Raw genomic sequence first — 25,685 nt, 5'->3', positions numbered from 1 at the left:
AAGGACGCACCCATGACCACCCCCGCTTTCGACGCGCTCGACCCCCTGAGCCTGGATTCGTTGCTGTCCGACGACGAGATCGCGGTGCGCGACACGGTCGCGAAGTTCTGCGCCGAGCACGTGCTGCCGCACGTCGCCGAGTGGTTCGAGATCGGGGATCTGCCCGCCCGCGAGCTGGCCCGGGAATTCGGCAAGCTCGGCCTGCTCGGGATGCACCTGCACGGTTACGGCTGTGGTGGCGCTTCGGCCGTGCATTACGGGCTGGCCTGCGTCGAACTCGAGGCCGCCGACTCCGGTATCCGCTCGCTGGTGAGCGTGCAGGGGTCGCTGGCGATGTTCGCCATCCACCACAACGGTTCCGAAGAGCAGAAACAGCGGTGGCTGCCGGGCATGGCCGCCGGGGACCTGATCGGCTGCTTCGGGCTGACCGAGCCCGATGTCGGCTCTGATCCGGCCGCCATGAAGACCCGCGCCAGACGCGACGGCTCCGACTGGGTTCTCAATGGCCGCAAGATGTGGATCACCAACGGGTCCATTGCCGACGTCGCGGTGGTGTGGGCTGCCACCGACGACGGCATCCGCGGCTTCATCGTGCCCACCGACACCCCCGGGTTCACGGCGAACACCATTCACCACAAGCTGTCGCTGCGGGCCTCGATCACCAGCGAACTGGTGCTCGATGACGTGCGGCTGCCGGCCGAGGCGATGTTGCCGCAGGCGCGCGGCGTCAAAGGGCCGCTGGAATGCCTGTCCGAGGCGCGTTACGGGATCGTTTGGGGCGCAATGGGTGCGGCCCGCTCCGCCTGGCAGTCCGCCCGTGACTACGCCATGGCGCGCACCCAGTTCGGCAAACCGATCGCCGGCTTCCAGCTCACCCAGGCAAAACTCGTCGACATGGCCGTGGAGCTGCACAAGGGTCAGCTGCTCTCGCTGCAGTTGGGCCGGCTCAAAGACGGCGTCGGACTGCGGCCCGAACAGGTCAGCTTCGGCAAGCTCAACAACACCCGGGAGGCGATCAAGATCTGCCGCACCGCACGAACCATCCTCGGCGGCAACGGGATATCGCTGGAATACCCGGTGATCCGGCACATGGTCAACCTGGAATCGGTGCTCACCTACGAGGGCACCCCGGAGATGCACCAACTGATCCTGGGCAAAGCCTTCACCGGCCTTGCCGCATTCAACTGACTCTGCGTTCAATAGGGGCAACTGCGATGGGTCTGACTTACACCCCCGAGCATCAACAGTTCCGCGAGATGGTTGCCGACTTCGTGCAACGGACCGTCGTCCCGGCCCACGAGGACTGGGAGCGTTCCAGCGCGTGGGACCGCTCGCTGTTCACCGAGGCCGGCAAGCTTGGACTGCTGGGCTTTCCGGTCCCCGAAGAACTCGGCGGGCCCGGCGTACACGACTACCGCTACCACGCAATCGTCATCGAGGAGCTGCAGCGGGCCGGAGCCGCCTCCGAGGCCGTCGCCTTCTCATTGCAGAACGACGTGGTACTGCCGTATCTGACCGATCTGGCCACACCCGAACAGCAGCGCCGTTGGCTGCCCGGGGTGGTGACCGGCGAGACCGTGCTGGGTATCGCGATGACCGAACCCGGCACCGGCAGCGACTTGGCCGGTATCCGCACCACCGCCCGCCGGGACGGCGACGACTACGTCGTCAACGGCGCGAAGACCTTCATCTCCAACGGCCAGACCGGTGATCTGTTCGTGGTCGCGGTGCGCACCGGCGAAGACCGACACCGGGGACTGTCACTGCTGGTGGTCTCCGGCGACACCCCGGGCTTTCACCGCGGGCGCAACCTGGAGAAGATCGGACTGCACGCCCAGGACACCTCCGAGCTGTCCTTCACCGACATGCGGGTGCCGGCCGCCAACCTGCTCGGCGAGGAAGGCCAGGGCTTCTATCAGCTGGTGCGCAACCTGCCCCAGGAGCGGCTGTCGCTCGGGGTGGGTGCGGTCGCCGCCGCCGAGGGCGTGCTGGCCGAGACCCTCGACTACGTCAAGGCACGCCAGGCGTTCGGCTCCCCCATCGCGAGCTTCCAGAACACCCAGTTCGTGCTCGCCGAGATCGCCACCGAACTCGATGTGGCCCGCACCTTCCTCGACGACTGCATCGCGGCACACCTGGACGGCGAGCTGACCGCGGCGCGGGCCGCCAAGCTGAAGTGGTGGACCACCGACCTGCAGGTCCGTACCGCCGACCGGTGCCTGCAGTTGTTCGGCGGCTACGGCTACATGCGGGAATACCCGGTGGCGCGAGCGTTCGTCGACGCCCGCATCCAGACCATCTACGGCGGCACGACCGAGATCATGAAGACGATCATCGCCAAGGATCTGGGCATCTGATGGCCGTCGACTATGGTCAGCTGCCCGTCGAGGAGGCGGTGCGGGCGGCCCGCACCGATTCCCGGCGCCGGCAGATCCTGGACGCCGCGGTCAAAGTCATGCAGCAGACCGGCTTTCACCAGATGTCGATGCAGGATCTGGCGGCCGAGGCCAATGTCAGCGTCGGGCTGATCTACAAGTATTTCGGCGGCAAGGAGGACCTGCTGCTGGCGACGATCGTCCGGATCCAGGATGCCTTCTGCGATCAGCTCGCCCCGGTGATCGCGGCGGCCGGTACCGATCCGGTCGCACAGTTGACCGCCGGAATCCGGCGTTACATCGAGATCGTCGATGAGAACCTCGACGCCGTCGTGCTGACCTACCGGGAGAGCCGCACCCTGGACGCGGCTGGGCGGTCCCAGATCAAAGAGCTCGAAATCGCCAGTGCGACACCGCTGCGGGACGTGATCGAGGCCGGGATCGCCGCGGGAACATTCGCCGAGGTGGATGTGGATCTGATGGTGTTCGACATCATGCTGCTGGCCCATGGCTGGGCGCTCAAGCATTGGCACTTCGGCGAGCTGTACAGCCTCGATGACTACATCGGCCTGCAGACCCGCTACACGCTCAACTCGCTGCTGCGCGCAGGGATGACCGGCGCTCCGGTTGCCGCCACCACCTCGTCGTAGCTCACGCCCGGCGCCAGTTCCACCACCTCGAACCCTTCCCCGGTCACATCGAACACCCCGAGGTCGGTGATCACCCGACTTACCACACCGCGGCCGGTCAGCGGCAGGTCGCAGCTCGTAACCAGCTTGGCGGCACCGGTTTTGGTGACGTGATCGGTGAGCACGATCACCCGCTCGACTCCGCTGACCAGATCCATCGCGCCGCCCATGCCCTTGACCATGGCGCCGGGCACCATCCAGTTGGCCAGGTCGCCGTTGCCGGCGACCTGCATGGCGCCCAGCACGGCCGTGTCGACGTGTCCGCCGCGGATCATCGCGAAGCTGGTCGCCGAGTCGAAGAACGATGCGCCGGGCAGCACGGTGACGGTCTGCTTGCCGGCGTTGATCAGGTCCGGGTCGACCTCGTCGTCGTACGGGAACGGCCCGACACCGAGGATGCCGTTCTCCGCGTGCAGCGTGATGGTCGAATCCTCGGGCAGGTAGCCGGGAATCAGCGTGGGCAGGCCGATGCCGAGGTTGACGTAGTCACCGTCGTGCAGTTCCTGTGCCGCGCGGGCGGCCATCTGGTCGCGGGTCCAGCTCATCGGATCGTCTCCTGCTGCCGGGTGGTGCGTTTCTCGATGTCTTTGCGGGCGGCCTGCTCCGGGGTGAGTTCCAGGACCCGCTTGACGAAAATCCCGGGCAGATGAACTGCGTCGGGGTGCAGTTCCCCTACCTCGACGACCCGCTCGGCCTCGACGATGGTGATCTGACCGGACATCGCTGCCGGCGGGTTGAAGTTGCGCGCGGCCGCATGGAATCGGCAGTTGCCCGCCCGGTCGGCGACCGCCGCGCGCACCAATGCGTAGTCGGTGACGATGCCCTCTTCGAGCACCATGTCGGTGCCCCGGAAGTTGCGGACCTCCTTGGGCGGCGAGGCGATGGCAATACTGCCGTCGGGGTGATACCGCCAGGGCAGGCCGCCGTCGGCGACGACGGTCCCGACCCCGGTGGGGGTGAAGAAGGCGCCGATGCCGCTGCCGCCGGCACGCATTCGTTCGGCCAGGGTGCCCTGCGGGGTGAGCTCGACGGTCAGTTCACCGGAGAGGTATTGGCGGGCGAATTCCTTGTTCTCCCCGACGTAGGAGGCGATGACCCGGCTGATGCGCCGCGCGTCGAGCAGCAGGCCCAGCCCGGCGCCGTCGACCCCGCAGTTGTTGGACACGATGGTCAGATCGGTTGCGCCCTGCTGCAGCAGCGCCTCGATGAGAAACCACGGGATGCCGGCCAGCCCGAAGCCGCCCACGGCCAGGCTGGCGCCGTCCGGGATGTCGGCGACCGCCGCGGCGGCCGATTCGACCACTTTGTTCAGTGCCATGTGCGCCTCTCCTCCTCGTCGCTGCGCTCCGCATCGCCGTCGGCGCGTCTCATGGTTGCTCCAGGTGTTCGATGAGGGCGGGGGTGATGATGTCGGGTTGCTCGGCGTTGGCCAGGTGCGCGGCGTGCGGAACGACCAGCAGCCGACCGGCTTTGACACCGGTGGCGATCTCATCGAGTTTGGCAGGTGGGGTGGCCGGGTCGTCGGCGCCGGCGATGGCCAGCGTCGGGGCGGTGATGGCCGCCAGGTCACCACGCACGTCCAGCCCGGCGATCGCCTCACAGCAACCGGCGTAGCCCTCGGCCGGTGTCGCCGCGACCATCGCCTCGCTCGCGGCGCGCACATCCGGGTGCGCGGCAAGGTAGTCCGGGGTGAACCATCGCTGTACGACGGCGGCGGCGACCTCACCGGCGCCCTGTGCGCGGACCGTCGATGGTGTACGGCCCGTCGGGGACCGGCGAGCCGCCGTGACCACGCGTGTCGTAGCGCACCACCGCAAATCGCTGCTCTAGTGCGCCGATCTGGGCGTCCCACATCCGGTGGGTGGAGCCCAGCGAGTTGGACAGCACCACGACCGGGCCGGTATCGCGTCCGGTCACCACGGCGTGCACGTCGACGGCGCTCATCGCACGGCCTCGAATACCGCGGCCGGCGCGCCATCGCTACACCCGATCACGTTCTCAACAGTAGTGACCAGTATTGATATTTCGAAATATTGTTATTTCGTTCATTAATACATCGTTTTTATCAATATCTCGGCCTCCGGCTGACGTTGCGGCGGACCGCGTCGACTGAGTCACTGGACATCTCCGGCGAGTGCGGGTGTCGGCCGAGGCGGGTATAGTCGAACGTATGTTCGATACAGAGTTGCCGTCGTTGGTCGCCATCGGCGGCCTCGGCGACGAGGGTCTGGTCGATGTCATGCAGAGTGCGGCTCGGCTGGCGTCGGCGTCGCTGGCGTGGGTGTTTGCCGCGGGCGCGCAGCTGTATCAGCGTCGGCTGGCGCAGCGCGACGTGGCGGATCGGGAGATCTGGGCTCTTGACGGGTGGGACGCGGTGGCCGCTGAGATCGCGGCCGCCCAGGGCATCAGCCGCGGGCGCGCCGCGGGACAGTTGCGGATCGGTCTGGCGTTGGCCGAGCGGCTGCCCAGACTCGGGGCGTTGTTCGCCGCCGGTGTGGTGGATTACCAGGTGGTCGCCGCGGTGGTGCATCGCACGGATTTGATGATCGATGCTGCTGCGATCCCGCGGATGGATCGGTGGTTGGAGCGCAATGCGCCCCGATGGGGCAGCTGGTCGCGCCACCGTATCGCCGAAGCCGTCGACTACTGGGTGCAGGTCTTGGAGCCGGCTGCGGTGCGCGAGGCCCATGCCTTCGAGAAGTCCCGCCACATCGGTGTGGCGCCGCAACATTCCGGCCTGGCGGAGATCTTCGGCGACGTTCGCACCCCTGATGCGCTGGCCTTCGATCAGCGGCTCACCGAACTGGCCACGACGGTGTGCAAAGCCGATCCGCGCACCACAGCACAGCGGCGCGCCGATGCGTTGCGGGCGCTGACCGCCGGGTCGGCCACCATGGCCTGCGAGTGCGGGTCACGCGATTGCCCGGCGGTCACCGGCGACGCCCCCGTGGGTGCGGTGATGATCCACTTGATGACCGGTGCCACGCGTTCCAATACGATGCCTCAAAGTCCGCCCACCAGAGATGGCATCGATGAACCTGATTGACCGGATCACCGCGGCGCTCGACAACTTCCGCGTCAAGATCAACCCAGACGTCTTTGAAGCATGCGCCACTGATCTGCTACAAGATCGGTATCCCAACCTGGTTCCCGTCAGGGGTGGATCCGACAGCGGCCGGGATGCCGACTCTCTCGAACAAGCGGGCGTGCCTCCGATTCGAATGGCGATCACATCGTCGCGAACCTACGAAGGGGCCAGGAAAAACCTTCGCGGAGCGATGAAATCGCTGAAACAACACGATATGCCTGGAACGAAAATTGTTTCTGTTAGCCTCGCTGAGTTGACCCAAGATAAGCGAAAAAGGCTGGAAACTCTAGCTAAAGAAAACGGTTACACGCTAGTAGCGATCGTCGATCGCGCTTTCTTCGCGGACCGTCTTAGGCAGAATGGCGACTGGCGAGAAAAACTCCTCGGTTTACCGGGTGGCCCCTTCTCACTCTCTAAGAACTCGATACGCGGTGATATTAAAGTACGCACCTTTGATCTAGTCGGCCGCACAGCCGAACTAGAATCCGTGCAAAGCTCACACAACGACTTGCTAGTTTACGGAGTTCCAGGAGTTGGAAAATCTGCGCTTCTTGAGAACGTTCCGGGTTTATTCTTTGTCGACGGGAGCCCGTCGGTTGAGAGGCTGATGGACGACATCCTAGCGACGCAGCCCGGCATACTTGTCGTCGACGACACATTACGGCGGATCGATACTCTGACCAATCTTCAACTTATCCGTCGGCAAGAAAGTCTCACATTCCGAATAGTCGCGGTATGTTGGCCACACCAACGTGAAGAGATGCAAGCCTACATTCCCCAAGCCGCCGAAGTGCAGATACTGCCGCTAATTCGGAAAGACATCGGCAAGATCGTCCGAAACGCAGGTATAACTCGCGAGTCGCTCATCGGGCGGATTCTCGACCAGGCGCAAGGCCGGCCAGCGTGGGCTGCGCATCTCGCTGACCTACTAAAGAACGAGGTCGAGTGGCGTCAGGTTCACACCGGCGAAGCCATACGCGGCGAAGTCTCGCAATACTTGACACGTTCCGGGCTCTCCAAAGAAGCGAAGGACGTACTCGCTGCTATCGCAATCTTGGGATCACTTGCCGAGAGCGAAATAAGCGCCTTGTCAGGTCAACTAGGCGTTCCCCGAGTGACGGTAGTACACCTAATCCACGGTCTAGCCGTCGGTGGCCTCTTGGATGTGCGTCAGCAGTGGACAAAGTATGGAAGCCAGGAAAACGTTTATGGCGTAGCTCCGCAGGTCCTTGCGACGAGCATCGTCGTAGACGCGTTCTTCGGTTCGGGGCCATCCATATTGCCTATCGATGAGATTTTTGAGTCGTGGCCGGGAAAGCAGATAGCTATCGCCACCCATTGCATCAGCGCAGCGCTCCTCGGCGAACAGAGTGCCTATCCTCCGGCTCACTCCCTCTTCAACGCACTAGTGGATCAAGGTGTGATCGGAGCCAAATCAGATATCTACCGCTACTACCTGCATCTTGGAGCGGGCGAGGCCCGAGAAATCCTGCAGCGGTCCATCGCGGAATGGCGCGCGTTAGCGGCTGATGAAAGCGAATATCAGCGCAAGGCGATGTTAGAGCGGGTTGCAACCTTCGTAGCAGATGCAATCCGCGATATGAATGATGTTGCCATCGTTAATGATGTTCTTGATTTCGCGAACTCCGTCCAAAACACATCGCTTGCGCGGAAGCTTTTTTCCGATGCCATCAATGGCATAAGAAATGCGTATATCCCTGATGGATCGCTGAACTTGGGGCCTCTATTCCAGATCTGGGAGGCAGCCGCACAATGGTTCACGACCGCACCATCGCCAGAGAGAACCCGCACCCTAACGCGGCTAATAAGTGAGTTGCTGAACCCCGTCTTTGAGGCAAGCAGTCTGAGCCCAGAGGACAATCGATTACTTAGGCTAATTTCCGTCACACTGCCGTCCGAATCCATGCGGCAGTTCAAAGACAGTATTTGGACGCCGTTCGCTTCGCTCGTAGTAGACCTAAGCCACGACGACCTCGTTCTATTGACTAGCCTTTTTAAGATTTGGGCGCAGATTGCGCAGGGGTTTAACCCCGGTTTCGGCCAAGAACTTTCGGCAGATCAGATCTCGGAAGCGAAAATCATCGCTGCAAATATGGCCGATTATATTATCGCCCACAGCGGCGATTTCCCGGGCATACGAGCTTCCATCAGACGGCATTCGAACGCCATCGATCGAGAGTTTTCTGAACACGATCCCCTTGTTGCGGCAATCTTCTTTATATCTGACGAAGAACTAAACTGGCATGAACGGAGGGCGCGGCTCGAGGACGCCCTCCGTGAACAGGTGCGGCAAGGCTTGAATCAGCCATTGGAGTTTATTGCTCGACTCGCAGCGCTCCGCCCTCACATGAACGATTGGGATCAACCGTTAAGCAATCCACTCCATAGGGTTTTCCAGTTAATCACTGAGGAAGACACCGACTTTCTGCCGCTGCTTTTGTTCGCGAAGGATAGCGGGATGTTCCCCGACGCAGGGCCGCTAGTGCCCGCGACGCTCAATCCTTCCGACCTCGACGAGAACGTCCTAGCTGAATTACTCGCTGACGGGATGACTAGGCCTCATGTCGTGCAGTATGCGCTGACGACAGCGCCTGGCGAGCGTTACCTCGACCGCATCGTCGAACACCTAACGCCAGAAGACGTGGCGAATGTTGTTGTTCCTGCTTCTGTGGCCGACCGCCTACTTCGACATACCGATCCCGCGGTTCGTGCAAGCGCTGCTGCAACCATCCTGGTCAGTACGGACGGCGAGTTGGAATCAGACCTACCTGGCGCCACGGTTGACCTTGTGGGTGACGCGCTCAAAGACCTCATCTTGCCGGTTCCGATTCATGGACGGGATTCGACTTATTTCTTCGAACGCCTCGTCGCGTGCCTTCCAGAAGTCTACGAGCACTTGTTTGCCAAGGTCATCGCCGAACCTCCCGACGACAACCTCTATGAGGCTTTGCGGCCGTTCGAGGATACTGCGCCGGTACTCATAGCCGATGCCAAGACACGTTTGCTTTGTGCGTGCGAACCCGGCACGCGGGAGAGAAGTCATGTACTTGCAGTGTTGCGCGGCAACGATACCGACTGGCTGGAAAGCCTTCTAGAGGCCGGGCAGACAGATATCGACGACGTCGAATCCACATTTAATGGGTTAGGCGCGCCAGCACCAATCGAAGCTCTAGCCCGAATGCTCGTTCCCAAGGGTGTAGATCCCTTAAGGATTGCTACGAAAGTGCAACTCGGTACCCAGTGGGGCGAAGAACACGAGCGAATACAGGGTTACATTGACCGCATGCGCGACCTAGCGCAATCGAGCGAACCAGCGATTGCTGCCGTCGGCCAAGCGGGCTTGGAGTATTTCGTGCCGCAGCTGGAGGCTGCGCAAATGCGGTTCCGTGAAAGCCAAGTCAGGGGCCAATAGCAGGCTCCGCATCGCGATGAGATGCACTTCTTACCGAAATCTCGCGCAAAAAAATTTCTGACTACCGCGCGGCAGTCAGGTGGGGGGCTACCCGAATATTTTCGGGGGTGGGGGTGCCGTGACGGCACCGGACATCAGAACCGCCATTCGGTCGGTCGCAGGTCGTCGGCCGCGCGGGAACCGCTCGACCGCGGTGGCGTGGAGCCGAGGCGGCAGGTGTTGGCGTGGTGTCGGGATCAAACGACGCGGTGCCCGCAAGTGCAGCAGGCGAGGTCGCGGGCACCCCGGCCGGTTAGGAGGACGGCCGAAGTGCCCGCGGTCGGCCGCCGGCGCGGGTTCCAAGCCGCACCAGAGGAGGGCCTACCGGATCCGGCTGGAGCGCAACCACAACCAGAACCGCATCGCCGCCCAAACCGCCCAAGCCGCCCAACAACGCGCCCTGGCAGCCTGCAACGACCCACCGCCCTTCTAGTCAGCACGCGAACATTGCCGGCGGCGGTTAGGCATAGGCTGACACCATGGCCCATCCAGCTCCGCTCTCCGGCAAGACCATGTTCATCTCGGGTGCCAGCCGCGGCATCGGCCTGGCGATCGCCAAGCGGGCCGCGCGCGACGGCGCCAACATCGCGCTGATCGCCAAGACCGCCGAACCCCACCCGAAGCTGCCCGGCACCGTCTACACCGCGGCCACCGAGATCGAGGAGGCCGGCGGGCAGGCGCTGCCGATCGTCGGCGACATCCGCGACGATGACTCGGTGACCAGTGCCGTGGCGGCCACCGTCGAGCGGTTCGGCGGCATCGACATCTGCGTCAACAACGCCTCGGCGATCAACCTCGGGTCCATCCTCGAGGTCCCGCTGAAGCGCTTTGACCTGATGAACGGCATCCAGGTGCGCGGCACCTACGCGGTGTCGCAGGCCTGCATCCCGCACATGATCGGTCGGGAGAACCCGCACATCCTCACGCTGTCCCCGCCGATACGACTGGAATCGAAGTGGCTCAAGCCCACCGCCTACATGATGGCGAAATTCGGGATGACGCTGTGTGCGCTGGGCATCGCGGAGGAGCTGCGCTCGCACGGCATCGCATCCAACACGCTGTGGCCGCGCACCCTGATCGCCACTGCCGCGGTGCAAAACCTGCTCGGCGGCGACGAGGCGATGGCCCGGGCCCGCACCCCCGAGGTCTACGCCGACGCCGCCTACGCGGTCCTGACCAAACCGGCGGCCGAATACACCGGGAACACGCTGCTGTGCGAGGACGTGCTGGTCGAATCGGGTGTCACCGATCTATCGGTGTATGACTGCGTGCCCGGCAGCGACCTGGGCGTGGACCTGTGGGTGGACTCCGTCAACCCGCCGGGGTATGTGCAGCAGTAGCGCACATCCGGTCAGAACGACACCGCGGTTCTCACCGACGGCGAATCCCCCATCGGCGCGACACCGGGCATGAAGCGCTCGACCAATGACGTGGCGATGGCGGCGACGTCATCGCTGAGTGGATACATGTGCCGATACTGCAACACCTGCTTGCCGATCAGCCCGAGTCGTTCACCGAACGTCGGCAGCCGGCCCGGGTCGAGCAACGGAGAGTTGAACGCCGGCGAGTCGGCGCGCTGGAACTCGAATGCCGCACTGATCCGCGGGGCTTCACCCAGGCTGCTGGCCCGTCCACCCCAGTGCAGCACCGCCTGGTTCCAGGCCATCAGGGTGCCGGCGGTGGCCGGTACGGCGCGGATGTCTTGCAGGTTGTGGACCAGGGTGTTGTCGGGGCCGTCCCAACGCCGTTGCCGGAACCGATCATCGAGGTGGGCGGGCAGGAAGTACATGCACCCGTTGAGCGGGGTGGCGTCGCTGAGCGGCAGCCACACGGTCAGCGTGTGCGGCGAGTTGTCGGTGTCCAACGTCGGCATCACCCGGTCGCGGTGTGGACCCCAGCCCGCCGCGCTCTCGTCGGGCTTGACATGCCAGACCCAGAAGTCGGGCAACGCCCGATAGCCGTCACCGAGCACCGCCGTCAGGAACTCCGAAAGCCCTTGGAACGCCCGCCATAACTGGTCGTAGACAAACACGAACGGCAGCGGAATACCCAGCCCGAACAGCGTCGACACCGCGTCGCGCATCGGCGCGACCACCGCTTCCGGCAGCGCACCGGGCACCCGGATATAGCCCTCGCGTTTGAGGGTCACCAGCAGCGGGTCGGTCGGTCCGACCGCCGCGGGTACCGCCACGGCGTCGCCGTCGATCGACAGCTGGGGGCACAGTGCGCTCCAGAAGTCGCGCCGTTGCGCGTCGCGGGCGGTCAAGGTGACGCTCATCGCGTCATCGTAGCCTCGTCGGCCCCGGCAGGCTTGCGATAAACCAGCCAGCGCATCTCGATAGGGCAGGCGTCCGGTTCGACGTCGAACACGTCTTGGCCCCGGGTCCACTCGGTGTACCAACCGGTGGGTGGCCAGGCACCCTCAGGCAGATGGGCCTTCTCGTAGTCGTGAACCGAATCGTCGGCGACCAGCTGCAGGCCCAACCCGGCTGCCGCATCGTGCATCTGGTCCCAGGTGAAGAACATGTTGTAGCACTGCTGGCTCAGTTCAACGGCGGCCGCGTCGGGCAGATAACCGTCCCGGGCCAAGAACACGTTGAACACCAGCCGCCCGCCCGGTGCCAGCCGCCGAGCGGCCAGGTCGAACATGTCGCGAAGCTGCCCGGTGCTTCGGAAATCCGGCGTGACCTCCGAGAGCACGATCAGCTGGTAGTCATTGCCCAGTTCGTCTCCGGCGGTGAAGACATCGCGTTGAATCACGCGGACCCCGAGCCCGTCGCGCTGCGCGTCCGCGCGAATGCCGTCGGCGAACAGCGGCGTCATCTCGACCGCGTCCACCGGGTGTCCGCGCCGGGCCAGCGCCAGACTGTTGCGTCCGGTACCTGCTCCGATGTCGAGCACCCGGCAGCTTGCGGGATCGGTGGCCTCGCCGGCCAGCGCCCAGACGCGGGCATCGGGCTCGGTGCCGAACAACGGCGGTTCGCGAAGGGCGACCCAGCTCTCGTACCCCGCTTCGATCGACTGCCATTCGGCACGGACCCAGTAGTTGAGGACGCTGCCGACCGGCACCTCATAGCTGATGATGATGTGTGACCGCGGCGAGCCCGCAAACGCCGCTTCCGTCTCTGATTGCAGGACTTTTTGCAGGTGATCCCGTTGCTGGGCGTCCAGCGGGGTACCCAGCGCTGCGAACATCGTCTCGCACATCCGGACATACTCATCGAGCATGCCCGGAACCGCCGGCAGCTTGATTCGCCCGGTGGCCTCGGACCTGCGATACAGCCGCCGAGCCATCGCCTCCTGCAACATCGGCGAGCGACTCCACATCTGTGGCCAACTTTCCATCGCACCGTTGTACCCAATCCGCCCGCAATCTGCCAGCTATCAACCGGAATCTGCGCGCAGCGGCAAGACCAGCTGGAAACAGGCGCCACCATCCTGCGGGATACAGCTCAGCCGGCCGCCGTGTGCGTCGGCAAGTGCCCGCGCGATCGGCAGGCCCAGGCCGGCTCCCCCGTGATCCCGGCCGCGGGCACTGTCCAGGCGCACCAACCGGTCGAAGATCCGCTCCGCGTCCTCACTGCGGACGCCGATCCCGGTGTCGGCGACGGTTACCTCAGCGCGCTCGCCGAGACCCGCCACATGAACCGTGATGCTCCCGCCCGGCGGGGTGTAACGGCGGGAGTTGTCCAGCAGATTGGACAGGATCTGGGCCAGCCGGGTCGGATCGGCCCGGACGGTCAGGGTGTCCACACCGGTGCGGCCCAGGTGCAGTTGCGGCGCCAGCAGCGCCGCCCGGTCCAGCTGGGTGTCGACGATGCCGACCAGATCGATGTCCTTGAGTTCCAGGGGCAGCCCGGCGTCGATGTAGCTCAGGTCGAGCATGTCGGTGACCAGCCGGGTGGCGCGGCGCGCCTCGGTGAGCAGCAGGGTGGCGCGGCGGTGCTGGCGGAGCACTTCGGGCTCGACGGTGTCCAGCCCGACGTCCGGCCCGACGTCCTGGCCGACATTGCCGGCGATCTGCTCGGCGGCGGCCTGCATGCCGGCGATCGGGGTGCGCAGTTCGTGGGCGGCATCGGCGAGGAATCGCCGGACTGCGGCCTCGGCGCGCCGGGCAGCTTCGGCGGCCCGCTGCGCGCGCTTCTCGGAATCCTCCAGCTCGTCCAGCATGTCGTCGAAAGCGCTTGCCGCGCGGCCTAGTTCGGTTCGCGGCCGGTCGGGACGCAGCCGCCGGCCGCGGTCACCGGTGGTGATGTCACGGGCCAGGTCCGTGAGCCGATCCAGCGGGGCGAGCATGGCCCGGCTCACCCCGGCCAGCAGGATCGACGCGATGAACAGGATTCCCAGGCCGGCGCCGACCATCAGGCGCCGCAGCCGGCTCAGCGTCTCGGCGGCCTCGGTGGTGTCGGCGACCAGGATCACCCGCCCGCCGTCGGCCAGCGGGTGCACCAGTACCGTCGAGGTCTCGTCGGGCTCCAGCGGCGGGGGCGCCACTCGCGATCCGGTGGTCGCATCGGGCTCGATAGCGGGGTCACCGTAGCTGGACCCGTCCACGTCGACGACGAGTGCGCTGATGATGCCGCCGTTGAGTTGATCGGCCAGTTGTTCGCGTGAAACACCCAGTGCGACGAGGGAATCCGCGCGCTGCGTGGCCAACGCCAGCCGCTCCTGCAGGCTGTGATTCTCCAGCGCGGTGAGCGTGGCGTTGATCACCAGCCCCATGGTCAGCATCAACACCGCCAGCAGCGCCAGCACCATCACCGTCAAACGCCGGCGCAACGACGGGGTGGCGGTCATGAGACCGACAGCTGCAGCCGGTAACCGATCCCGCGCACGGTGTGCAGGATCCGCGGCCCGTGCGTCTCCAGCTTCTGCCGCAACCCGCTGATGTGGACCTGGACCAGGTTGGGGTCGTAGGCCTCATACCCCCACACCGCATTGAGGATCTGTGCGCTGCTGACGATGCGGCCACGCTGTTCCACGAGGTAGACCAGCACCCGCAGCTCCGTCGCGGTCAAGCCCAACGGGGTCCCCGAGCGGGAGGCCACCCCGGCGTCGACATCGACCATCAGATCGCCGAACTGCACGGCCGACGGCAGCCGGCCCCGCCGGCGCAGCACCGCACCGACCCGCGACACCAGTTCGGCCAGCTCGAACGGCTTGACCACGTAGTCGTCGGCACCGCTGTCGAGTCCGCGCAGCCGGTCGGGCAGTCCGTCGCGAGCGGTGAGCAGCACCACTCCGACCTCACCCCAGCGCAGGATCACCTCCATCAGGTCGAACCCGTCGCGGCCCGGCAACATCACGTCGAGCACCACCAGATCCGGCCGGAAGCCATCCAGCACCTCCTCGAGCCCGCGGCCGTCGGGCTGGGTTTCGGTCAGATAGCCGGCGTCGGCCAGCGCCTCGCTGACCATCTCGCGGATCGTCTCGGAATCCTCCACCACCAGCACCCGCGGTGTCCCCACGCTGAAGGTCTCGGCGCCGCGCGCCGAGGGAATGCCGCCTCGCCGATCGGCGGACCGCGAATCGGCCATGGTCCATTGATAACACCGCAGCGCCCGGATGGGGAGCATCCGTGCGCCGGTTCTCGTTGACCGGCAGCATCTTCAGGTTCACTTCAAGTTCACCATCTAGCGTCGCCGTTACTCGGTCAATGCTGCGTCCGCGTGGCGGCCGCAGCGACCCCGGCGATTCAGGAGGCATCATGACGCCTATCACTGACGGGCCTGGCTAGCAATGGATTTCGCAACACTTCCACCAGAGATCAACTCGGCCCGGATGTACACCGGAGCCGGCGCCGGACCGCTACTTGCCGCCGCCACCGCCTGGAGCGCCCTGGCCGCCGAACTGAACGCCGCCGGCGTGGCCTATGACTCGATGATCGATGAGCTGTCCGGCGGCTGGGCCGGGCCCAGCGCCACCGCGATGGCCGCCGCCGCGGCGCCGTACGCGCAGTGGATGCACGCCACCGCTGCACAAGCCGAACACGCCGCGTCGCAGGCCAGAACCGCAGCCGCCGCTTACGAATCCGCATTCGCCATGACGGTCCCGCCGCCGGTGATCACCGCCAACCGGGCCCAGCTGATGACCCTGCTGGCCACCAACTATCTGGGCCAGAACACCGCCGCGATCGCGGCCACCGAAGCCCACTACGGCCAGATGTGGGCCCAGGACGCCACCGCGATGTACGGCTACGCAACGACCTCCGCGGCGGCCTCCCGGCTTACCCCCTTCACGCAGGCACCGCCCACCACCAACACCGCCGGCGCCAGCAGCCAGGCAGGCGCGGTCGGGCAGGCGACCGCGACCGCGGCCGGAAACCAGGCCAACACCGTGGCCGCCGCGGTCACCCAGGCCCTGCAGGGCCTCGCCGCCCCCGGCTCGGCAGCGGCCGGAACCAATGCGTCGCTGCTCAGTTCCATCGGGTCGGCGGCGGCGATCGAGCCCGGTCTGGCGGCGTCGTACGCGGCGTTGGCGGCGAGCCTGTTCGGCACGTTCGTCATCGACTCCGCCGGCACATTCGGCGTCGACGCGGCCGGTTCCTTCGGCATCGACCTGATCGGCGTCGGCGAGATCGAGAACGAACTACTGCCGGAGCTAGCACTGGCCAGCGCGGTGACCCCGGTCAGCGCCGAGATGGGCGAAGCCGCCACGCTCAGCGGGCTGTCGGTACCGCAGACCTGGGCCACCACCGCACCGACAACCACGGTGATCCAGCAGGTGGGCGGCGCACTGCCCACCGCCGCCGAAGAAGCCGTCCCCGCCGCGGCGGGGGCCGCCGCGCTGCCACTGGCCGCGATGGCCGCCGCCGGTCTGGCCGGCCGGGCCACCGCCGGCGTCGGGCGCAGCCGCGGCGGCGCCGCGACCGCAACGACGAGCACGAAAGCAACCGCCAAGCAGCCGCCCCGACCGGTAGTCAAGCAACGCGACCCGGCTCAGAAGCCGGCGTCACCGCCGGCGCGGCCGTTGAACGGGCCGATCACGCGGATCTCCGGCGAACTGCGGGAACTGGCCGAACTGCGCGACGCCGGGATCCTCACCGAGGACGAGTTCACTCAGGAGAAACGGCGCCTCCTCGGCCGGTAACACCTATGGATTTCGCGTTCTTGCCACCGGAGGTCAACTCGGGCCGGATGTATGCCGGCGCGGGCGCCGGTCCGCTGCTGGCCGCGGCATCGTCCTGGGACGCCCTCGCCGCCGAATTGAACGCCGCGGGCCTTGCCTACGAATCGGTGCTGACCGAACTGTCGTCCGGCTGGGCCGGGCCCAGCGCCGCCGCGATGGCCTCGGCCGCCGCACCGTATGCCCACTGGATGCGTACCGCCGCGACCCAGGCCGAGGAAACCGCCATCCAGGCCAGGGCCGCCACCGCCGCATACGAGGCAGCGTTCGCCATGACGGTGCCACCGCCGGTCATCGCCGCCAACCGCAGCCTGTTGATGACGCTGGTCGCGACCAATTTCCTGGGTCAGAACACGGCCGCGATCGCGGCCACCGAAGCGCACTACGGCGAAATGTGGGCCCAAGACGCCACCGCCATGTCCGGCTACGCCGCCGGAGCCGCAGCGGCGACCAGGCTCGACCCGTTCACCACACCGCCGCGCACCACGAACACCGCGGGGGCGGCCGCACAGGCCGCCGCGATCGGCAAAGCTGTAAGCCACGCCGGCGGACTCGGCAAAGCCGTGGGCCACGCCGGCGGACTCGGCAAAGCCGTGGGGCATGCCGGTGGACTCGGCAAGGCCGTGGGGCATGCCGGCGGACTCGGCAAAGTCGTCGGTCAGGCCGCCGCCACCGCGGTCGACGGGCAAGGCGAGGGACTGGTCGTCGGATTCACCCAGACGCTGCCGGGCTCCACCCTCCCCGCCGCCGGTTCGTCGACGGGCGCGTCGGCGCTGGCCGGCATCATCGGCCCGGTCACCGCCGCAGCCGCGGCCAGCGCACCCGGCATCGAGCTGTCCAACGCCGGTCTCGAAATCATCGTCGACTCGGCGGGCTCGTTCGGCATCGATGCGCTCGGCTCTTTCCTGATCGATCCGCTGGGGGTCGCCGGAATAGGTGAGGAACTGCTGCGGGTGGCCGGCGTGCTGCCGGTGACGGTCAGCATGGCCTCGGCTACCTCGATCAGCGGCCTGTCGGTGCCATTGGCATGGGCCTCGGCGGTGCCGGCAGTGGTCCAGCAGGTCGGAGTGTCGTTGGCGTCCACGGGAACAGCCGCCGGCACCTCGACCGCTCCCAGCCTCGCCAGCGCCGAGACGGTGATCCCCGGAGTGGGTATGGCCGCCGCGAGCGTTGCCGGCCGGGCCAGCGCCGGTGCCACCCGGGGCCACCGGGTCCCGACCACCGGCGCCACCACCCCGCGACCACCGGAACGCCCGCCGAACGAGCTGCCGGCCCTGACACGCGAATCGGCATTCGGCCTGTTGATGGGCGCCGATGTCGAACTGCGCGAGCTGGCCGAGTTGCGCAATGCCGGCATCCTCACCGAGGAGGAATACGCCGCCGAGAAGCGGGCCCTGGTCGGTCACTGACCCAGCCGCCGGCGCGTGGCTACAGCAGATAGCCCTGCTCGGGCTGTGGCGCGGCTTCCGCGATCAACTCCGGTCCGTTGTTGCGCACGCTGTTGACCAGCGTCGAAACCTCACGCAACACCAGCCCCGGCGCCTGCGGCGAACTGGCCAGCAGCGCGGTGTCCAGCGGTGCGTCCGGATCCAGCCAAGCGTCCCAACGCTTTTCGGGAAGCAGCAGTGGCATCCGGTCGTGAATGCCGGCGATCTCTCCGGCCGCCCCGGTGGTGATGATGGTGACGCTGAGCAGCGGGTCGGATCGAGGGCCGCCCCGCCAGACCGACCACAGGCCCGCCGCGAACAGCATCCCGTCGTCGCCGTGGATGTAGAACGGTGTCTTGCGCGGCTTCTTCCCGACGGGGGCTTCGGCGCGCCACTCGTAGAAGCCGTCCATCGGAACCAGGCAGCGCCGGCGTTCGGCGGCCGAGCGGTAGGCGGGCGAGGTGGTGAGCTTGTCGGCGCGGGCGTTGATCAGCAGCGGGCCGCCGGCAGCCGGGGCGCCGTCGGGGCCGGCCTTGGTCCACGGCGGCACCAGTCCCCACCGCATCAGCCGGACTCGGCGGGTCGGCGCTCCCACGTCTGGGCCGGGATGGGTATGCCTGCTGACCACGGTCGCGACGGCATCGGTCGGTGCCACGTTGTAGTTCGGGGCCGGATCGGCGTCTGCCGGAACCTCGTTGATCGCCCCGATCCGCTCGGCCAGCAGCGCCGGGTCGGTGGTTACCGCAAAACGCCCGCACATGCCTCCATGGTGGCAGCTAGTCGAGCCGGGTGGCAGTCACGGCCCAAAACGGCATGTGCACGACGTTGTCCTCGAGCAGCGGTTGCAGGTAGGCGAACCGCTCCGCCAGCGCGCGCACGCCGTCGAGCAGATCCTCCCGGCCGAGCGCCTCCATCACCGTGATCATCTCGGTGAAGGAGTTGGGGTCGAAGGTGCCCTGATAGGTGGTGGGCCCGATGTGGTCGATCCGCCACCCGGCCTCGGCGAGCAACGGCCCGAAACGCTCGGGCGACAGCCCGTCCAGCTGCCAGCCGTTGACGTTGTGACGTCCGGCCTCGAACATGTACAGCCGCGCTTGGGGTTTGGTGGCCCGGTGCAGGCTGCGGGCATACCGCAGCTGGGTCTGCTCGTCGTCCTGGAACACGTGGTAGAACGCGCTGTCGACGACCGTGTCGAACCGGCCGTCGAACCCGGCGAGCTCGACCGCGTCGGCCACCTGGAAGTTCACCGTCACACCGGCTTTCGCGGCGTTGCGTTGCGCCACCGCGATCGCGGCCGGTGCCACGTCGATCCCGGTCGTGGGATAGCCCTGCGAGGCATAGTGGATCGCGTGATGCCCCGGGCCGGTGCCGGGATCGAGCACCTCACCGCGCAGCGCACCGTAGGCCACCAGCTGCTGCACCACCGGCTGCGGTCGGCCGATGTCCCAGGGCTCCGGGGGTCCGGCGGCCTCGGATGGCGCCGCGCCGGCGAACTCGGCGTCGCTGCTCATCGGCCCACTGTGCGTGACCGAAGTTAACGAAATCGGAACGCCGGGTTACCGGCGTCGATACCGGACCGGGGAATGGCAAGATCGCCGATGTGCGGCTCTCCGTCCTCGACCTAGCCCCGGTACGCACCGACCAGTCCAGTCCTGACGCACTGGCGGCGACCATGCGGCTCGCGAAGCTGGTCGACGGTCTGGACTACGCCCGGTATTGGGTCGCCGAGCACCACAACCTGCCCTCGGTCGCGGCGACCAACCCGGCGGTGTTGGTCGCAATGCTCGCGACAGCGACCTCCCGGCTGCGAGTGGGCGCGGGCGGGGTGATGCTGCCCAACCATGCGCCACTGGCGGTGGCCGAACAGTTCGCGTTGCTGGAGGCCGCCTACCCCGGCCGCATCGACCTGGGCATCGGACGTGCCCCCGGTGCCGACCCGGTTACCTCGACGGTGTTGCGCGGCGGCCGCGACGACCGCGCCGTCGATCAGTTCCCCGATCACCTCGATGACGTGATCGCCCTGCTGGGGCCCGCCGGGGTGTCGGTGCGACTGCCCGATCGCGACTATGTGCTCAAGTCGACGCCGCATGCACTGACGCGGCCTCGGGTCTTCGTGCTGGGTTCCTCGGTGCAGTCGGCCCGGGTCGCCGCCGCCAAGGGGCTGCCCTATGTGTTCGGCCACCACCTGTTCGGCGAGCAGACCGACGAGGCACTGGCGTGCTACCGGTCGGAATTCATGCCGAGCGAGCTGACCACCAAACCGACCGCATTCCTGACCGTCAACACCGTTGTTGCCGAAACACACCAGGAGGCAACGGCTTTGATACTTCCGTACCTGCAGCTGCATGCCCGGACTGCCACCGGGCAGCGGCCCGGTCCCGTGGAACTCGTCGAAGAGGCCCAGCAGGCCACGCTCACCCCGGAACAGCACCGTATCGCCCAAGCCGAACTGGGGCGCGCGGTGGTGGGAACGCCCGAGGAGGCGCTGGCGCAGCTGCGTGCCCTCGCCGAGCGGTTCGGCGTGGACGAACTGATGCTCAACCCGGTCGCCTCGGCCCGGCAGGGAACCGATCCCGCCGCCTCGCCGGGCCGCGAAACCACCCTGAAATTGGTGGCCGACGCCCTGCCACGCAAGGTGAACGAAGAGTGACGCCAAGGCAACATCGGCGGGCCGCTCGGTGAATGATTCGGGTGCCGTTCCGAACGGTCGATGAACAACTGTTGACAGTCTCCGAAAAGCCCGCCTCCCGACTGTGTCTCGGGGGTCAGATCGCTTAGCGTCGGAGCTGCGCCCAACCGCGCCTGCTACTCGCAAACTTTGCGATCGCAGATCATGAACTCGATGAGGAGCGTCATGTCGTTCGTCACCACGCAGCCCGAGGCACTACTGGCTGCGGTCGCCAACCTGCGGGTCATCGGTTCGTCGCTGGCCGCCCACAGCGCCGCGGCCGCGAGCCCCACCACCGGTGTGGTGCCGGCCGCCGCTGACGAGGTCTCCGCGCTGACGGCAGTCCAGTTCGCCAATCACGGCCAGTCCTACCAGGCGGTGAGCGCCCAGGCCGTGGCGGTGCACGAGATGTTCGTCAACGCACTGAGCAACGGCGCAAACGCGTACGCCGCTACCGAGGCTGCCAACGCAGCCGCGGCCGGTTAGGCGACAACAATGGACTATTTGTCTTCACCGCCGGAGGTCACCTCCACGCTGATCTACGCCGGGCCCGGCTCCGAGCCGATGATGGTGGCGTCCTCGGCGTGGAGTTCGCTGGCCGCCGAGCTGAAATCCATTGCAGCCCAGTACCGGGCGGTGATCAGCCAGCTGACCTCGGAGGAATGGCTGGGGCCGGCTTCAGCGACGATGGTCGCCGCGGTCACGCCCTACGTGAACTGGATGGAGCTCACCGCCGCGCAGGCCGAGCAGGCCGCCAGCCAGGGCCGCGCCGCCGCGGCCGCCTATGAGACGGCACACGCTCAGACGGTGCCGCCGGTGGCCGTCTACGCGAACCGCGAGCTGCTGCAGGAATTGGTCAACACCAACGTCCTCGGGCAGAACACCCCGTCGATCGCGGCCACCGAGGCCGAGCACGGCGAGATGTGGGCGCAGGACACCATGGCGATGTACGGCTACCAGGCCCAGTCCAGTGCTGCCACCCAGCTCAACGAGTTCGCCCCGCCGCCGAACCCGACCAACCCGGGCGGCGAGGCCGCCACCGGGAACGCGGCAACGGGGCAGGCGGCGAGAGCGTCCAGCGCCTTGCAGAACCTGTTCCGCCCGTTGTCGGCCGAGAGCACGGGCAGCCCCGCGGAGGACATCCTCAACGACCCGAACTACCAGCTGGGTGGCCAGGCCGTGGACCAGGTCACGGGCCAGATCAGCATGTACTCGAACAACCTCTGTGCGGTCTGGCGTGGTATGAGCGGTCTCACCGGCCTGCAGAAGATGTTCGCCGACGCCGCCAAGGACGCCGCCAAGGGCGCGTCCAGCGCGGCGTCGGGAGCCGCCAGCGCGGCCTCCGGAGCCGCCTCGGGTGCCGCCAACGCCGCCTCCGGAGCCGCCTCGGGTGCCGCCAGCGCCGCCTCGGGTGCCGCGGGCACGATCGGCGGTCTGTCGGTGCCCCCGGCTTGGGCTCCGCCGTCAGCGCCGTTGAGCGCCCTGGGCCCGGTGTCGGGCGGCACGTGGCAGCCGATCGGCGGCGCGGCCGGCAGCGGAATCCTGGGCAACACCCCGATGGCGCCCCCGATGGGGATGGCCGGCATGCCGGCGGGAGCCGCGGGTGCGGCCGGCGCCGGCTTCAAGGGATTCGGCGCGCCGCGCTACGGCAGCCCGTTGACAGTCATGCCACGTCGTCCGTTCGGCGGATAGACCGAGGAGTTCAGTGATCGACTACGGGGCGCTGCCGCCGGAGGTCAATTCCGCACGCATGTACGTCGGAGCCGGCTCCGGTCCGCTGTTGGCAGCCGCGGGGGCCTGGGACGTCCTGGCCCAGGAGTTGAGCATCACCGCGGCTGCGGTCCATATGACCATCACCGACCTGACCAGTGGTCCGTGGCGGGGGCCGTCGGCCACCGCCATGGCGGCGGCCGCGCTGCCCTACACCACCTGGTTCCAGACCACCGCCGCGCAAGCCGAGCAGGCGGCCCTGCAGGCCAAGGCCGCGGCGGCCGCCTACGAAGCCGCGTTCGCCATGACCGTGCCGCCGCCGGCGGTGCTGGCCAACCGGGTCCAGCTGATGACGTTGGTCGCCACCAACTTCTTCGGTCAGAACACCCCGGCGATTGCGGCGACCGAGGCCCAGTACGCGGCGATGTGGGCGCAGGACGCCGCGGCGATGTACGCCTACGCCGGTGGTTCCGCGGCCGCCACGCAACTGTCGGAGTTCACCTCGCCGCCGCAGGTGTCCAATCCGGCCGGGTCCGCCGAACAGGCCGCCGCAACCAGCAATGCGGCCGGGAACTCGGCGGCGACGCAGGCGCTGAACCAGTCGATCGCCCAGGCCGGCACCGCCAGCGGGACGCCCACCACGCCGGGCACCCCGGTGCCCCCGGGCACCGCGCCGCCCGGAGAACCGGTGTCGCCGCTGACCGCGTTCCTGCAGAAGTTCGTCGATGCGATGAAGCCGCTCGACAGCATGCGGGGGAACCCGCTGCTGCCGACGCGGTACATGCATCCGGCCGGTGAAGTTTTTAAAGGCTGGCAGCACGCGGGCTCCGGCCCCGCCGGTGTGCGCGATGTCCTGAAAGACGCGGCGAAGGCGGCCGAGTCCGCGGCCAAGAGCGCCGGCTCCGCCGCCACGCGCACATCGGGTTTCACCCCCGCGTCGCCGTCCGCCGCGGTGGGCCGGGGTATCCAGCTCGGCGCGTTGTCGGTGCCGCAGAGCTGGCCTGTCGCCCCAAGTGGCGCCAATCAGGCTGCGGCGACACTGGTGTCCCGGATGGCCGTTTCCGGGAGCACCGCGGCCTCGGAGGTCGCAGCCATGCCCCGCGGCGCCGGTATGGGCAGCATGGCCGGCCTGGCGGCTCTGCCCGCGGCCGCAGCCGGCGCCGGTGGCGGGCCCGCCGGTTTTCGCTTCGTTCCCCGCTACGGCTACCGCCACCGCGTCATGAACCGCCCGCCCAGCGCCGGCTGACCGATCGATCACTGCGCCGGCGCACCGCAAGCGGCGGCAGGCCTTGACAGCGGCGGGAACTCAGGCGGGTTTGGCGGGTTTGGCGGGTTTCACGGGTTCGACGGGGTCGACCGCTCCGACGACCTCGGCCGGCGCGTCGCCGAAGCGACTGGCGACCACCGGAACCCAGATCTGGGCGCCGCGCTGGGAACACTCGTTGGTGTCGACGGTGGCGACCATCGCGCCGTGCAGCACGCCCGGGATGGTCGGCGACAGTGTCAGCACCTGCGTGGTGGTGTGGGTGCCCAACCGCCCGTCGGGCGCCATGCACGGTCCCTCCAGCTGCTGCGGCTCGGACCGCCAGGTCTCGTTGGCGTATTCGAGCACCATGTGGGTGCCGCCGCCGGGCAGCGTCGCCGGTTTCCGGTGATCCTTCTGGTCGAGCATCCTCGCCGAGGCGGTACAGGCCTTCTCGTCGCATGACGTCCGGATCGCCCACCAGGTGCTCACGTTGGGCGGGTGCGGGTTGGGGACGCCGTTGTACTTCTCCCCCGCCCGGTTGGCGTCCACCCGGTAGGTCCCGTCGAACGCCGGCGCCTTGACCGGCGGCACCACCGCGGCCGCCGGCTCGCCGCCGGCGGCGGCCGTGTCCACCTGCTCGTCGGCCAACATGCGCGGGACGACGGTCGCCACCGAGCCGACCAGCACCAGCGCCAGCGGCACGACGAGGGCCGGCCGGGCCAGCGTCGCCAGCCGGCTCCGCGGCGCCGGGTTCGGTACCGCTCGCGGAACGCCCCGAACGACGGTGCTGGCGGCGTCGGGTGCGTCCGCGGCATCCGGATCGCCCAGCCGCTCGGCGAGCGCCGCGACGAAGTCCGAACAGTTCCGGAACCGCTCGGCGGGGTCTTTGGCCAGCGCCGCGGCCAGCACGTCGTCGAGTTCTTCCAGCTCGGGCCGCTGCTCGCTCAGCGGCGGCGGCGGCGTGTTCAGATGGTGGCTGATGACGGTCACCGGGTTGTCGTGCTGGAAGGGCGGCGTACCGGTGAGCATCTGAAAGGTGGTGGCGGCCAGCGCGTACTGGTCGGCGTATTGCAGCGCCTCGGCGCCCATCAGTTGCTCCGGCGCGGCATAGGCGACGGTGCCGATCGCCAGGTTGCTCGCGGTCAGCCCGGTGGGCCCGCTCAGTTGCCGGGCGATGCCGAAGTCGGCCAGCACGGCGGTCAGCTCACCGGCTTCGGACTCGGTCACCAGGATGTTGCTGGGCTTGACGTCGCGGTGCACCACACCTTGCCCGTGGGCGTAGTCGAGCGCGTCGGCGATGGTCGCGACGATCGGGACCACGGCTTCTGGGGGCATACCGGCCGGAAACCTGCGGGTGATCAGCTCGGCGAGACTCTCGCCGTCGACGTACTCCATGGCGATCCACAGCCGTCCCCGAAACTCGCCACGATCGTGCACCCGCACGATATTCGGGTGGTCCAACACCGCGGCGGCTTCGGCTTCCCGCCGGAAGCGCTCCTCGTACTCGTCGTCGGCGCTCAGCGAGCGGCGAAGCACCTTCAGCGCATCACGACGCGGGAGCCGGGGATGCTGCGCGAGGTACACCTTGCCCATCCCGCCGGCACCCAACAGTTTGAGGATGGTGTACTCAGCAAAAATGGAGCCCGCTGCCAGAGCCATGCCGCGATGGTAACGATCCCGGGTGAACGGCCGGGTGCTGCAAAGCGGCCAATCGGCAAAGAACGCGCCCAGCACATCCGGTACGCCGGGCTCCATGCGGCGGCCCCAGCTTCGCCTCTCCTCCGTCGAGCCTCGCTGAACCGCGGTGTTGATGCGGCGGCCCCAGCTTCGCCTCTCCTCCGTCGAGCCTCACTGAACCGCGGTGTTGATGCGGCGGCCCCAGCTT

Annotated in this window: 21 protein-coding genes and 1 pseudogene; 12 read left to right on the top strand and 10 right to left on the bottom strand. The window is 67.3% G+C overall.

Features of this window, described 5'->3' with window-relative positions; translation table 11 throughout:
* Positions 1-12 precede the first annotated feature (12 nt).
* The 3 genes from ACAG20_RS06865 to ACAG20_RS06855 are packed head-to-tail and all read left to right on the top strand — an operon-like array spanning position 13 to position 3,025.
* On the top strand, positions 13-1,188 hold the full coding sequence (locus ACAG20_RS06865) for an acyl-CoA dehydrogenase family protein (protein ID WP_370492031.1): 1,176 nt from the start codon (positions 13-15) through the stop codon (positions 1,186-1,188).
* Positions 1,189-1,214: 26 nt separating this feature from the next.
* Positions 1,215-2,357, top strand: coding sequence for an acyl-CoA dehydrogenase family protein (locus ACAG20_RS06860; protein WP_370492030.1), 1,143 nt, complete (start codon positions 1,215-1,217; stop codon positions 2,355-2,357).
* Positions 2,357-3,025 (top strand): TetR/AcrR family transcriptional regulator, encoded by a 669-nt coding sequence (locus tag ACAG20_RS06855; protein ID WP_112686177.1) that lies wholly within the window; start codon positions 2,357-2,359, stop codon positions 3,023-3,025. The genes ACAG20_RS06860 and ACAG20_RS06855 overlap by 1 nt, the downstream gene beginning before the upstream one ends.
* Here ACAG20_RS06855 and ACAG20_RS06850 read toward each other — a convergent pair.
* From ACAG20_RS06850 to ACAG20_RS06840, 3 genes and pseudogenes are all read right to left on the bottom strand, one after another.
* Positions 2,956-3,609, bottom strand: coding sequence for a CoA transferase subunit B (locus ACAG20_RS06850; RefSeq protein WP_112686175.1), 654 nt, complete (start codon positions 3,607-3,609; stop codon positions 2,956-2,958). The two genes, ACAG20_RS06855 and ACAG20_RS06850, sit on opposite strands and share 70 nt — an antisense overlap.
* Positions 3,606-4,382: a CoA transferase subunit A gene (locus ACAG20_RS06845; RefSeq protein WP_112686173.1), complete on the bottom strand. Its 777-nt coding sequence runs from the start codon at positions 4,380-4,382 to the stop codon at positions 3,606-3,608. The genes ACAG20_RS06850 and ACAG20_RS06845 overlap by 4 nt, the downstream gene beginning before the upstream one ends.
* A 49-nt stretch (positions 4,383-4,431) precedes the next feature.
* Positions 4,432-5,008, bottom strand: a pseudogene (locus ACAG20_RS06840) (3-oxoadipate enol-lactonase).
* 226 nt (positions 5,009-5,234) lie between these two features.
* Here ACAG20_RS06840 and ACAG20_RS06835 point away from each other — a divergent pair.
* The 3 genes from ACAG20_RS06835 (at position 5,235) to ACAG20_RS06825 (ending at position 10,964) form a co-directional block, all read left to right on the top strand.
* Positions 5,235-6,110 (top strand): DUF222 domain-containing protein, encoded by an 876-nt coding sequence (locus tag ACAG20_RS06835; protein ID WP_370492029.1) that lies wholly within the window; start codon positions 5,235-5,237, stop codon positions 6,108-6,110.
* Positions 6,097-9,585, top strand: a complete 3,489-nt coding sequence (locus ACAG20_RS06830; protein WP_370492028.1) for a hypothetical protein — start codon at positions 6,097-6,099, stop codon at positions 9,583-9,585. The genes ACAG20_RS06835 and ACAG20_RS06830 overlap by 14 nt, the downstream gene beginning before the upstream one ends.
* Before the next feature lie 518 nt (positions 9,586-10,103).
* Positions 10,104-10,964, top strand: coding sequence for an SDR family oxidoreductase (locus ACAG20_RS06825; protein WP_370492027.1), 861 nt, complete (start codon positions 10,104-10,106; stop codon positions 10,962-10,964).
* A gap of 11 nt (positions 10,965-10,975) precedes the next feature.
* Here ACAG20_RS06825 and ACAG20_RS06820 read toward each other — a convergent pair whose 3' ends face one another.
* The 4 genes from ACAG20_RS06820 to ACAG20_RS06805 are packed head-to-tail and all read right to left on the bottom strand — an operon-like array spanning position 10,976 to position 15,161.
* Entirely contained in the window at positions 10,976-11,902 is a 927-nt protein-coding gene (locus ACAG20_RS06820; protein WP_370492026.1) for a phytanoyl-CoA dioxygenase family protein, read from the bottom strand.
* Positions 11,899-12,969 (bottom strand): bifunctional 2-polyprenyl-6-hydroxyphenol methylase/3-demethylubiquinol 3-O-methyltransferase UbiG, encoded by a 1,071-nt coding sequence (locus tag ACAG20_RS06815; RefSeq protein WP_165825018.1) that lies wholly within the window; start codon positions 12,967-12,969, stop codon positions 11,899-11,901. Before ACAG20_RS06815 ends, ACAG20_RS06820 begins: the two co-directional genes overlap by 4 nt.
* A gap of 39 nt (positions 12,970-13,008) precedes the next feature.
* A complete protein-coding gene (locus tag ACAG20_RS06810; RefSeq protein ID WP_370492025.1) occupies positions 13,009-14,421 on the bottom strand; it encodes a sensor histidine kinase in 1,413 nt (470 codons plus the stop codon).
* Positions 14,418-15,161, bottom strand: a complete 744-nt coding sequence (locus ACAG20_RS06805; protein ID WP_234825651.1) for a response regulator transcription factor — start codon at positions 15,159-15,161, stop codon at positions 14,418-14,420. Before ACAG20_RS06805 ends, ACAG20_RS06810 begins: the two co-directional genes overlap by 4 nt.
* A 202-nt stretch (positions 15,162-15,363) precedes the next feature.
* Between ACAG20_RS06805 and ACAG20_RS06800 the strand changes: the two genes are divergently transcribed.
* Together ACAG20_RS06800 and ACAG20_RS06795 are read left to right on the top strand one after the other, a co-directional pair.
* Positions 15,364-16,713 (top strand): PPE domain-containing protein, encoded by a 1,350-nt coding sequence (locus ACAG20_RS06800; RefSeq protein WP_370492024.1) that lies wholly within the window; start codon positions 15,364-15,366, stop codon positions 16,711-16,713.
* Positions 16,714-16,718: 5 nt separating this feature from the next.
* Entirely contained in the window at positions 16,719-18,158 is a 1,440-nt protein-coding gene (locus ACAG20_RS06795; protein ID WP_370492023.1) for a PPE domain-containing protein, read from the top strand.
* Positions 18,159-18,177: 19 nt separating this feature from the next.
* Here the strand turns inward: ACAG20_RS06795 and ACAG20_RS06790 are convergent, their stop codons facing one another.
* Positions 18,178-18,936 carry an SOS response-associated peptidase gene (locus ACAG20_RS06790; RefSeq protein WP_370492022.1) on the bottom strand — a complete coding sequence of 253 codons (759 nt, stop codon included), beginning with the start codon at positions 18,934-18,936 and terminating at the stop codon, positions 18,178-18,180.
* Between the two features lie 16 nt (positions 18,937-18,952).
* Positions 18,953-19,687 carry a class I SAM-dependent methyltransferase gene (locus ACAG20_RS06785; RefSeq protein ID WP_370492021.1) on the bottom strand — a complete coding sequence of 245 codons (735 nt, stop codon included), beginning with the start codon at positions 19,685-19,687 and terminating at the stop codon, positions 18,953-18,955.
* A gap of 89 nt (positions 19,688-19,776) precedes the next feature.
* Between ACAG20_RS06785 and ACAG20_RS06780 the strand changes: the two genes are divergently transcribed.
* From ACAG20_RS06780 to ACAG20_RS06765, 4 genes are all read left to right on the top strand, one after another.
* On the top strand, positions 19,777-20,826 hold the full coding sequence (locus ACAG20_RS06780; RefSeq protein ID WP_370492020.1) for an LLM class flavin-dependent oxidoreductase: 1,050 nt from the start codon (positions 19,777-19,779) through the stop codon (positions 20,824-20,826).
* Positions 20,827-21,030: 204 nt separating this feature from the next.
* Positions 21,031-21,330 carry a PE family protein gene (locus tag ACAG20_RS06775; protein WP_193465251.1) on the top strand — a complete coding sequence of 100 codons (300 nt, stop codon included), beginning with the start codon at positions 21,031-21,033 and terminating at the stop codon, positions 21,328-21,330.
* A gap of 9 nt (positions 21,331-21,339) precedes the next feature.
* The gene (locus ACAG20_RS06770) at positions 21,340-22,536 is read left to right on the top strand and encodes a PPE family protein (protein WP_370492019.1); all 1,197 of its coding nucleotides are present in this window, start codon (positions 21,340-21,342) and stop codon (positions 22,534-22,536) included.
* A 13-nt stretch (positions 22,537-22,549) separates the two neighbouring features.
* A complete protein-coding gene (locus ACAG20_RS06765; RefSeq protein WP_370492018.1) occupies positions 22,550-23,800 on the top strand; it encodes a PPE family protein in 1,251 nt (416 codons plus the stop codon).
* A 60-nt stretch (positions 23,801-23,860) separates the two neighbouring features.
* On the opposite strand, the gene ACAG20_RS06760 is transcribed toward ACAG20_RS06765, so the two are convergent.
* Positions 23,861-25,459: a serine/threonine-protein kinase gene (locus tag ACAG20_RS06760; protein WP_370492017.1), complete on the bottom strand. Its 1,599-nt coding sequence runs from the start codon at positions 25,457-25,459 to the stop codon at positions 23,861-23,863.
* Positions 25,460-25,685: the final 226 nt, after the last annotated feature.

The organism is Mycobacterium sp. pW045 (genome assembly GCF_041287085.1).
GTDB classification, from domain to species: Bacteria; Actinomycetota; Actinomycetes; order Mycobacteriales; family Mycobacteriaceae; genus Mycobacterium; species Mycobacterium algericum_A.
This window is presented reverse-complemented; position numbering and strand designations above follow the sequence as displayed.